The sequence below is a fragment of the Microbulbifer maximicatervae (SeqCode) genome (assembly GCF_052467305.1).
Map to the genome: position 1 here is coordinate 2,159,818 of NZ_CP174306.1, position 10,919 is coordinate 2,170,736.

Annotated in this window: 6 protein-coding genes; 1 reads left to right on the forward strand and 5 read right to left on the reverse strand. The window is 50.2% G+C overall.

Annotated features, from left to right (window positions below; genetic code table 11):
• Positions 1-214: 214 nt before the first annotated feature.
• Positions 215-898 (forward strand): VOC family protein, encoded by a 684-nt coding sequence (locus tag ACJJI4_RS09635; protein ID WP_444927896.1) that lies wholly within the window; start codon positions 215-217, stop codon positions 896-898.
• Positions 899-997: 99 nt separating this feature from the next.
• Here ACJJI4_RS09635 and ACJJI4_RS09640 read toward each other — a convergent pair whose 3' ends face one another.
• The 5 genes from ACJJI4_RS09640 to ACJJI4_RS09660 form a co-directional block, all read right to left on the reverse strand.
• Positions 998-3,142, reverse strand: a complete 2,145-nt coding sequence (locus ACJJI4_RS09640) for a TonB-dependent receptor (protein ID WP_413662052.1) — start codon at positions 3,140-3,142, stop codon at positions 998-1,000.
• Between the two features lie 31 nt (positions 3,143-3,173).
• Positions 3,174-6,584 (reverse strand): ABC transporter permease, encoded by a 3,411-nt coding sequence (locus ACJJI4_RS09645; RefSeq protein ID WP_444927897.1) that lies wholly within the window; start codon positions 6,582-6,584, stop codon positions 3,174-3,176.
• Positions 6,581-7,468, reverse strand: coding sequence for an ABC transporter ATP-binding protein (locus tag ACJJI4_RS09650; protein WP_282932862.1), 888 nt, complete (start codon positions 7,466-7,468; stop codon positions 6,581-6,583). The genes ACJJI4_RS09645 and ACJJI4_RS09650 overlap by 4 nt, the downstream gene beginning before the upstream one ends.
• A gap of 76 nt (positions 7,469-7,544) precedes the next feature.
• On the reverse strand, positions 7,545-8,651 hold the full coding sequence (locus ACJJI4_RS09655) for a Gfo/Idh/MocA family oxidoreductase (protein WP_444927898.1): 1,107 nt from the start codon (positions 8,649-8,651) through the stop codon (positions 7,545-7,547).
• A complete protein-coding gene (locus tag ACJJI4_RS09660; RefSeq protein ID WP_444927899.1) occupies positions 8,641-10,914 on the reverse strand; it encodes a class I SAM-dependent methyltransferase in 2,274 nt (757 codons plus the stop codon). The genes ACJJI4_RS09655 and ACJJI4_RS09660 overlap by 11 nt, the downstream gene beginning before the upstream one ends.
• Between the last annotated feature and the right edge of the window lie 5 nt (positions 10,915-10,919).

Here is a 10,919-nt window from a genome sequence, read left to right on the forward strand (position 1 = left end):
TCCCTACACTGTTTAGCGGCCCATACAATTTCTGAAAGAATCACCAAGTAGATTATATTACTTTCATAATTATTAAAATTTCGGCAAAAGTTAAATCACCCTTATCGTAATTTCTGGTATGGTTAAATCAACCACAAGAAATGATTAACTAACAACTGCCGCCTAAAAAATAAAAACCAAACAAACAACACTATTTTAGACAAAAGGCACTCTTATGAGAACACGCTGTAGCCACGTTTTACTCTGGGTGGAGGATATTCATCAAGCTGTACAAGATTTTCGTCAGCTCGGTTTTTCTGTGGATTACGCCACAAAAGAAAAGAACGCCCAGCACGCCCATATTTGGTTTAGTGAAGGGGCTATTATTGAGTTATTGACATCACCATCCAATGCTCAATACTTCAAATGGATTATTGATCTCTTAGCCGGCCGGGGCGCAGGACGTAGGATGATACGTTGGTCGCAAGAAGGGGAAGGTTTTTGTGATGTTGCCTTAGTCAGTGACGATTTTGATAATGATCTTTCAGCGATGAAGCGTGAGGGTGTTCAAACCGGGCGAGTGATTCCCTGGCAACGAACCAAGCCAAACGGACAAAAAACCAGCTTCCGCTTTGTTTATCCTCGCTCTGAGCGACTGCCATTTATTGTAAGTCCATATAACCCACCTCAGTACCCTCAAGAAACAAACCATAAAAATGGTGCTACTGGCCTGAGTAAAGTGCACATGGAAGTCAGTGAACAGGACTGGAAAACTGTACAACGTTTAATCGATAAAGATTCCACATTTAATATCAAACCCGGGCCTACAACCAAAGTTACGGGTATAGAGGTTAGTGGACTGAGAGAAAATTTGGACCCGACTCTATTGCATGGGAGTACAATCAACCCAGCAAGCTAAGGAGCCTCTGAGCTATTTAGTGGATCAATCTCTACAGAGATTGATCCACTCACCATCAAGATAGATAAAACAGTCGTTAACTAAACTGTCGAAATCTCATTACAGACGGTATAGAACTCCAACTCCCGCACGACGTCCTTTTGCCGGCGCCCCTATTCTGGCATCAGGGGCAAATATCGCATTGGTGTAGCCATATAACTGATACTGCTCATCAAGCAGATTGTCAGCAAACAGATAAAGCTCCATAGAGTCCGTTTGCAGTGCTACACGAAGATCCACCTTGCTGTAAGCATCCAGGTTAAAGTGGTTTTGTGCATCTGCCGGGCGCTCATCTACATGGCGTACAGTCAAGTTAGTATTGAGAGCCGGTGCGCTTAACCCCATAAAGTCTGGCAGAGGCTGGTAGTAATTCAATGCCAGGCTAGCACTCCAGCTGGGTACGTCAGGCACTTCATTACCCGCCAAAACGTCACCACCGGAAACACCATACACATCTTTTGTAATTTCCGTATCCAGGAAGCTCAAGCCACCGGCAATACTAAACTGCTCGGTAATAAACCAATCGGCCTCAAGCTCTGCACCAAATGTCTCCGTATCTGCGTTTACTGCAGCAGAGGAATAGGAAGCAAAATCAAAGCCTAACAAATGATCATCTTCCACTGAGCTAAAGAATACAGCACCACTGATATTCAAACTGTCTGACTCATTTTTAATGCCTAGCTCGAAGGTGTCGACAGTTGCGGGCTTGTAAGCAACGCTATCGGCAGACTGCAAAGCAAAGTCATTGAACCCACCGGATTTATAGCCTCGTGCGGCAACTGCATAGATATTTGTGGAATTGGACAGCGAATAACCAAGAGCCAAGCGGCCAGTTGTATAACTATCGTCCAAATCTCTTTGATCTTGAGAAACGTAGAGATTGCCATCCATACCGTAGCTGGAATACTCACCGGCGTACTTCTTACTCTCTTGGGTGTAACGTAATCCAGCTGTAAATTTTAGGGAGTCAGTTACAGGTAATGTAGTCTCACCGTAAATAGCCTGGCTATCAGTATCGTAATCCCGGTATTGATTGGCGAAGGACACCAAATCAATTGAGTCAAAACTTCTTTCACCTTCTTGTAGATTGAGTCCAATCACCCAGAATGTAGATGCCTCAGGCAATGAGGACAAGCGTAGATCCTGGCTGATGGTCTGCTCGTCCTGGCTATCGCCACGAAGATACTCCATTGGGAAATTGAACACTGCTTGGGCAGTCTCTTGGTCAAAACCGGTTAGGTAACTAAAATCCGTGTTGACCAATGCAGTGATAGAAGTCAGTTGAGTATTAGCCCATTGGTGATTGATTTCAGTGGAAAATCGCTCAACGGTTTTTTCATTATCGTCAAAAGCTCCTGGTGTGTGTTCACTGCCAGGGTCATCACCGAAAGGTTGTAATAACTGAAGGTTCAGAAAGCCTTCCTGTTGTTGCTTCTCAGCAATAAATAAGGCTGATGTTTTCGCACCCAAATCCCATTCCAGACTACCTCTGAAAGCCAGGTCTTTGGGTTCAGTCATTGGATCGCCGTTAGTCGTATTCTCAACCCAATGGTCCTCACTGATATGTCGGATGGCTACTCGGCCACGGAGTGATTCAGAGAATGGGCCGCTGATAACAGTTTGATATAAACTCTGGTTATCCTCTCCGAGCTCTACACGTCCGTAAGCTTCAAACTCTTCGGTTGGCTTGTTAGTGGTAATATTAATAGCGCCAGCTTCACTGTTGCGCCCGAATAAGGTCCCTTGAGGACCCTTTAATATTTCCAGTCTTTCGATATCAAGGGTCCCAAGGGACACATTTCCCGCAGGCATAGATACGCCATCAAGGTTCACTACAACGGAGCCATCATCCTTATTTACCTGAGTCAGTGAACCAACCCCGCGAATACGGATATTTGCATCCACCGCACCACTGGAAGAATAAACATCTACTCCAGGTGCACTGCGCAATGCATCTTCAAAATTGAGCAGCAATCGGTTTTTCAAATCCTCTTCGCTAACAACACTCAAGCTGAAGGGAACATCCTTGGCTTTCTCTTTTGTAAGCCGGGCAGTAACTTCAACGACTTCCATTTCTGTTTCGGAAGAACTCTCCTTTTCCGCTCCTTCCGCCGCAGAGTAGGCTCCGGAAGCGTATAGCAGACTTGCCGATATTAGCGAAATTTGTTTCGCAAGTACTTTCTTATCTAGGTTTAAGCTGAGCATAAATTGAATTTCCTTTCTATTACTTAGGCTATTAATTGATATTCGATACTTCAGAACTCTCAGCCAGTAAATTCTGTGCAGGGTCCCGCTGATAGGAAGGCCAGATATCCAGCGCTAGAACTTTCTCCGAGGGCAGACGCTCAATCAGCGTTTTTCCATTGATGACCTCGGAATCCAACTCATTGATATCGGCTAGCAAACGGTAGCTGGCCGTTTGTGCGACCGGTTGCCATCCACCCTTCTCCCAGCGCCAACGCTGTCCGTCCAGGCGTATTTGACCGGACTCCAGGTACTCGACCGTCAGAGCTGATGAAAGAGGAGCCCCGAGCATATTTTGCGTCCGTGTCTCACCGACATAAGCGCTCAGTACATTTTCAATATTCTTCTGCTGCTTGATGTCATCGAGTAACGCAGACAGGGACTCAGGAGATTGCAGAAGCGTCCAGTCCAGTGCAGCCACCGGCGCGTAGTAGCGAGTCCAACCGGAAATCGGTGCGGTGCTTAAGCGCTCAACGGGTACCTCACTGCCAGCCAAGTCTCTGGTCGTCTTATCGGAGTATCGAACCAGCACATCATCAAGCACTTCAATGCCGTCGATTTCCGCTACACAAAGCAGGCCAATCGCTCCAGAAACTCCATCGCTGAGCCACGCGGAGCCGGCAATACGTCGTAAGTCCGAACTTTCCAGTAAATGCTGGCGGGCCAAGGCTCGGGCGATATCGACCCGTCGCAGCCAGCGCCCTGTACCTTCATCGGCGATATCCCAATGAGGCCCCTCGGACAGTTGCAGCAAATTACCGCTGGCCCGTGTCTCTCCAAGTCCTCTTGGCCATTGGGCAATCCGTTTAATTTCGATATCAGTACCCAGCCGCTGGCTCACGCAGGCCTGCATCTGCCCAACGTCTTTAGCAATGGCGGAAACCATATTTGAACGATCGGAATCATGGGAAATATCAAACCCATCGAATACCGCTAGTTTCGTATTGGGTGCCCATTGAATGGAGAAATCCAAGGGGCCATGAGTGCTCCCCTGCTCACTAAAGACATTTTTATCATCCCTTTGGATTTGGATCTGCCAATGCCAGTCCCCCGATGGGGCCGCGCCCTCAAGGGTTGTGGCCAGCTGTGAAGCCGGCAGGCTGAACTCAGGGTTCAAGCCCAGCGCTTCACGTTCCGCTGACACACGCAAGATACGCTCGGGGTCAACACCGATACGCGGAACAATATCGCTCGCTTGTAACCAGACTCCACTGGCAGTCAGCCCTGAGGGCTCTCCCTCTGCGGACCACCCCGGCGCCGTCATTTGCCACAACAGTTTGATGTTACAACTCTGTTCAGAGCAGCCTGATACTGGCAGCGACATATGGTCGTAACGCTGATCCGGTGTGACTTCACGCCCGCCCACTAAGGCCTTAACCAATACAAATCCGTGGGGTAATTCAAACTGCAAGCCCTGCCCTTCGACATGAACTTTATGCAATAACCACTCACCTTCTACTGTTTGGTTATCCGGGTTGATATTGATATTCAATTCACCACCGGACACCTCAAACCCACTCGCTTTCGGCAGCCAATAAGATTCCCAGAGGGCATCTTCTTGTTTGAGTTGCTCTGGTGATTGATACCCGCCCTGCACTACCAGCCTATCTCCCAATACAGAACCGAGACCGAGAAGAAATAAAGCAGAACAAGCCACCAGGGCACCCTGAGGGGCCATAAGGCGTGAACGTATCAAGGCAAAACCTTGAGACATGCGGCTATCCAGTCCACGGGGAATCAAAAGAGCAGCCAGGCCGATCATCAATAGGGCAAGCGCAACTTTAAAACCATCCAAGGCCAATAAATAACCGATCCAGGGTTCCCAACCACTGAGTGCTGACAGTTGAATATGAGCGGTGATACCCACTTCATAGGGCGGGTAATGCACCAGCTCCAGCTCATGATTGAGGACCAGGATAAAGGTCACAAACATTGACATGGAATAGGCAAAGCCCGCATGGCGGAACAGTGCATGCACCAAAAGCACCATCATCGACAACTCCAATAAAGGAGCTGTCACTATCAGCAATTGATAAGTGAACGCCTGTACGATATCGACAGATGCGGGAGCGGTGAGAAGCACAGCAATAATGCCCGATAGACCCGGCAACAGGGCCAACAGCACCGTCATGGCGAATACGGTAAGGGCAACGCCAAATAATCGTGTGAAGTCGGGCGCGGGGGTTGCAGATAGCATGTCGTCAAACCCAGGCACCTGATCCCTGCGGCACACCAAGCCAGTCAATGCGGCGATTACAAAAGCAATAACCAGGAAAATAACATCCTTGAGAAGCGGCAATAGCATTTCCAAGCGCGGTGCCATAGGCCCTTCAGCGTGCCAGATGATCTGGGTAAACGAGCTAGCCACCCCCATTATTACCAGGACCGCAACACCGCCCCACCAAGCGCGACTACTCCATACGTGAAATAATCTCCAGCGGGCTTCCAGCATGAGTTGACGCAGGGAGCGGCCAACCGATGCGGTATCGGGCTTAGATGGAGAGAAATCTTTAACCTTGCGAGTGGCTGCCTTTTTAGCGGCCTTCGCCCGGGCAGGTTTGGCAGCCCCTTCCAGTACCAGTGTTTCCCTTCGCAAGTATTTCAGGCAAGCCGCCAAGGCAAGCAAAGGAACAAGACACCATAGAATTCGATTCAGTACCGAACCCAAAGTAAACGGCAGTAGCGAGGTTGATTTTTGCAGAGGTGTCCAGGAAGTAACCTCCGTATAAACGAAAGTAAATAGCGAGGGGTCCATTACCGCAGCCAGCTGCGGATTAATATTGCCACCCCGAAGAACGATCACAGCAAACATCCACAACATCATTAAAGCCGCTGCGAGTCCAAAAGGACCGGCCAGGCTGCGAGTTCGCAATGTAGCGACAAAATACAGAGCGCCAATACCGATGCTCGCGGGAATCTGTAACCAGATCCATGCAAATCCAAGGGCTTTCCAGGGCGCTGGGCCAATCGCTGTTTCGGGCAGCAAGCCCATCCACACCAATACCGGCGAGACCAAAAACCCTACCAGCGCAGATGCACTTAATATGGCTCCTATTACCGCAGCGCCAAGAAACCGCCCCCAAAGCATTACGCTCAGGGAATTCGGTGTTGTATAGACCACTTCATGCAGACTGGCTTTGCGGTCCCGCAAAATAGGCTGCGAGAAAACCCAGGCCCAGGCAAAAAACTGAAAGAACATACATCCCGCACCCATCAGGTAAATGAGTGACGGTGAGTTCCGGGGAATATCTGTGGCCCCCATTTTCTGCATATAGTCGGCATTGACCAAATTCAGAAGCAGGTAGATCACCAGCCCCCAGAAGGCCAAAGCCACGATGCCGCTGCTAAATCCGGCTCTTATCTCCAGCTTTGCCTCATGGGCAATAAGCGCCAGCTTGTTCATGCAGCCTCCCGCTGGTCTTTTACCTGCTCAATAGCCAGATGATAAATATCTTCCAGGCGAGGCGTGTGGGCAGTAAAACGAGAGTCTGCGGGTTTTTCCCCGTGTACGATTACCTGGGTACCATCGGGTCTGGCAATATTGTGCAGGGATGCGGGAAGTGATTCGCCACGGGGAATCAGTGCTTGCCACATCTTGCCTATATGAGGGTCTGTGACCTCCGGGGCTGTGCCCTCAACGACAATGCGCCCTGAGGCCAATATCGCCAGGCGCTGACACAGGTTTTCGATATCTTCAACGATATGGGTAGAAAGCAATACAATGGCATCCGCCGCGACATCCGCCAAAACACAGTGAAAGCGATTGCGTTCAGCCGGGTCCAGGCCAGCGGTTGGCTCGTCAACGATGATCAGGCGCGGCTCGCCAATCAATGCAATGGCAATACCAAAACGACGCAGCATACCGCCGGAATAGGTTGATACGGCTCGATCGGCTACATCGGCCAAATTGACCTGCTCCAATAGCCTATCCACTTCACGGCGTCTTGCGCTTGTTTCGGTGAAGCCTTTGAGCCAGGCAAAACGCTCCAGCAATGACCGCGCTGCAATTCCAGGATAGGCGCCGATATGTTGCGGCAAATAGCCCAGTTTACTGCGCATAAAGTCCGGCTTTGCCAGCACATCCACACCATCCAGCATGATCCGACCACTGTCCGGGGTTTGCAGGGTAGCCAAGGTACGCATCAAACTACTTTTCCCGGCACCATTAGGCCCAAGTAATCCGTACATGCCGGGGCCAACTTCCAAGTTAACGCCGTTTAACGCCTTCACCCCATTTTTATATGTCTTAAAGAGCCCTTCGATGATCAACCCTGATTGATTTTGCATCTCTCCTCCTAACCCCGTTTTATAAGTAAAAATTCCGTAATCACTTTTTTTGTGCTGTTCGTGTTTTCTTAAAACTCTAGTCGCAAGCCTGGCCGACAATATCCGCGAGTGCCTGAACTGATACCGGCTCCGGTTCCCCCGGCTGGATCAAAGTCGGCATACCGATTCGGGCCGTTAAATCACTCCACGCCATTGAGGCACTCAATGCCCACTGACCACTTTGCTTGCGCTTCTCGGGTTGTGCGATATCAGTACAAAGGGAGTGCAGAGCCTCAATAACCGCCTCCGGCCAAGTGAGGGCAAAAATATCGTGGTAACTACGCATTTCCGTATCGCCCAGGGTAACCATGCTGGGAACGGCCAGCCGCTCTGTACCCTCGCCCTTTAAAATAAGCCGGCCGGTTTGGTCCCTTGGCGAATGCAACCTGGGATTCCAGAGCACGGGGCCGTGAGTATCAGTCAAAGTCAAAACCCCAGCCTCGCCACCTATAGCAAGCCGATGTAATAGCAGGGAATGATTATCAGGGTCCTGTGGATGAACCTGATTCTGAATACGCAAAGTCATGGGCACACCACCAAAGGTAGCCGACAGACTTTGAAAAGGATGGCCCTCTGGTTGCACCGGCTCGCTAAAAGACCAGGGGCGAAGCCCGCCCACTGCACGACCAATAACATCCAATAGCGGATAGGCCATCTGGCTGTTGCAAATAGCATCGATCATTTCCAGGCGCTGGTGCCGACGTAAGTATTCTGCCGCAGCCAGGAACTGCCTGGTGGGGCGCAAATTGGGGTATAGGGTGTTAACGGCATAGGCCGAATTCCCCTGCTTTGCAGCTAGCAGGTTGGCGGTAATTTCCTTGGTGTGGACCGGATGCTCCTGCAATACATGAATGCCTCGTTTAAGAAACGATTGTGCTATTTCAGAACCCTCGCCCCCGGTTGCACCAGAACGCACAACAACACACACAATATCGATATCATCGGGGACCTGCTCTGCCTCGGTATAGAGCGGTACTCCATATTGCTCGGCACAGCTCCTGGAATAATCACTGCCACGAGCCAATAATCCAGAGAGTTCAAAATGTTCTCGGCCGGGTAATCTGGACGATGTCAGGGCTTCGAGATAAATACGACCAAAACCTGTCCCTGCAACGACAACCCGCTTGCGGTTATCAATTCCCATTTGACTCTCCCCGGTTTTCAGCCATGGACACGGCCCATTGCTCTAGTTGGTTCTTGTCTATCTGACCCTCAAGAGTCAGAGGCAATTGGTCCAAAACTTCGATATAGATTTCAGAATTAAAGTGATCGAGATATTCGGCCAGGCAATCTGCTGTCAGTCGCACTTGATGTTGCTTGGCTCTACAGGCGAAGAAGCGATGCCCTTGCCTGGACAAAGGGTGTTCGGAGACAGGCAAATCCATGACCAGCTGTAAGCCGGCAGCATCCAAGGCATTGTGCCATTGAGAAAGTGACAGAAAGGTTGCACCGGTATCTGTGCGCTCATCGACGGCATCCACCAACATAAACGCCTGTGATGCCATCACCCAGAACTCCTCACTGGTTGGCTCCGTCATAATGAACCAACCACCAGGGCGCAATAACTCGGCTGCCCTGCGCAATGACGCATCTGTGTCGCGGGCAGCGTTAAAAACACCACCGGCAATAATTACATCGAAGCTATTGGGGGAAAATCCCTGGCTGCGCGGTGAACGATCAATATCAAACAATCCACGGTGCAACCAGGGGCGCTGCTCCTGATCCCCATGTTTTGCGAAAAAGCTGTCGAGAAAAGCCGCAGAGATATCCGTAAACTGGAATTCAAAGTTGATATGGCCACTGACACCATCCAACACTGGCAGTAGAGCCTGGGTAGTCGACCCAGTGCCAGCGCCAACTTCCAGTATTTTCAGAGTCTGTTGCTGGCCTTCCCAATTATTTAAGATGGACTTCAATAAAGCTCTTACTGAATGCTGCTGGTACCTGGCCGCTATACCCTCCCGGTAAAGCGCACTCGCCAACTCAGTGCTACCACGGGGGAACAGCAGGTGCACAGCCTGAACCTTACCCCGAATCAGATCTGGTAATTGTTCCGCGTTAGCGCGGGCGTAATCGATCGTTTTACTGGCTCCAGACAGCATCCGCCATTCCTGTTCCAGCCGAGTCCATGCCAGAGCCAGGGCAGCATCACTGTAGCTGTCTGGATCTACCTCTGGCGACCAATACTCGCCATCAGTACTTAGTAACTGCTGCTCCTGCAAAACCTTGATCCAGCGCTTAATCAAAGCTCGGTGCTGCTGAGCCACCGGAGGGGCTTCAAGTATTTCCGCTAAGCTGTGTACTGATTGTCGATCGCAAAACAGTCCCAGGTGGCTGAAAGCATTCAGCATGGATAGCAAAGCAGTAGCGTTAAGTTGTTCCGTTACCTTTACCGCATGTTCCAAATCAATATGGGCAAATTCCGCATCCAGCTCAGTATTAATTCGCTCGAACAACCCTGCCATATCAAGGTTATTGGCCTCTACCTGCATTTTGGGCTGCGCAAAGACCGCCCAGCGATTCTCTCCAGCAAGGGGAATTGTCACGGAGCTGGCAACCGCAGGGTGTTTCGCCACACTTTCGACAAGAGTCGCAAGCTTTTGGGTCTGGGCTTGCTGGACCTTTGCAACGGGTTCTATACCTTTATCGGTACAGACCCAACCGGAAATATCGTTTGCCAATAAGCGTTGAACATCCCGCAACAACGATTGTGATAGCAATACATCGGTTTCATACAAAAGGCATTGCAGGCTTTTGAGATTGGTCAGGGCTAATGCCGGGTGTGCGACCAAGCCTTTTAATAAAGTTGCCGTCAATACCACACCGGAAAACCCTGAGCGCTCCAGAGCAACCAGCGCTTTAGCTGGGTTGATAGCGGGGTCCTGCAATCGCACAGGCAGCCCACAACTCCATGCTGCGAAAATACCAAAGCGAGCAAATTCATTGAGCGGAGAAAATACGGCGACCTTTCCCTGAATAGGCCCCAAAGCTTCTTGCTGCGCTTCGAGTAAGGTAAGGTTTGTCTCCACGGTGATGTTTTCTGCCAGCAATACCGAAAACTCACCTCGATGGCCTTCTAACGCATTCGGGATTTGTACCTTTAAGGTCAAGCAATCCTTCTCTGGGTTCGCCTCAGGCACAAGTTCAAACCCGATGCCCAGCCTTAGTGCCACCAAGTGCATCAGCAGAGGCAACCCATTCCCAGAATTATCAGCTTGCCAGAGTAGTGTTTTGCCTCGCTGTGAGCCCTGTTCTGCAAGCTGCTCACTGAGCTTTGCAACCACGGAATCAGTCCAAGTCAGCACCTGACTGCCACTCCAGTCACAGCCTTCAAGTGATAATGCGGGATCTTCACCCAACTGTTCCAAACCACTTAAAATATTTGCTGCTATTGCTTCTATTTTCATCACAG

Excerpts from the sequence above, each read along its gene's own strand:
- ACJJI4_RS09635 (WP_444927896.1), top strand. The coding sequence starts at position 215 with ATGAGAACACGCTGTAGCCACGTTTTACTCTGGGTGGAGGATATTCAT.
- ACJJI4_RS09640 (WP_413662052.1), bottom strand. The coding sequence starts at position 3,142 with ATGCTCAGCTTAAACCTAGATAAGAAAGTACTTGCGAAACAAATTTCG.
- ACJJI4_RS09645 (WP_444927897.1), bottom strand. The coding sequence starts at position 6,584 with ATGAACAAGCTGGCGCTTATTGCCCATGAGGCAAAGCTGGAGATAAGA.
- ACJJI4_RS09650 (WP_282932862.1), bottom strand. The coding sequence starts at position 7,468 with ATGCAAAATCAATCAGGGTTGATCATCGAAGGGCTCTTTAAGACATAT.
- ACJJI4_RS09655 (WP_444927898.1), bottom strand. The coding sequence starts at position 8,651 with ATGGGAATTGATAACCGCAAGCGGGTTGTCGTTGCAGGGACAGGTTTT.
- ACJJI4_RS09660 (WP_444927899.1), bottom strand. The coding sequence starts at position 10,914 with ATGAAAATAGAAGCAATAGCAGCAAATATTTTAAGTGGTTTGGAACAG.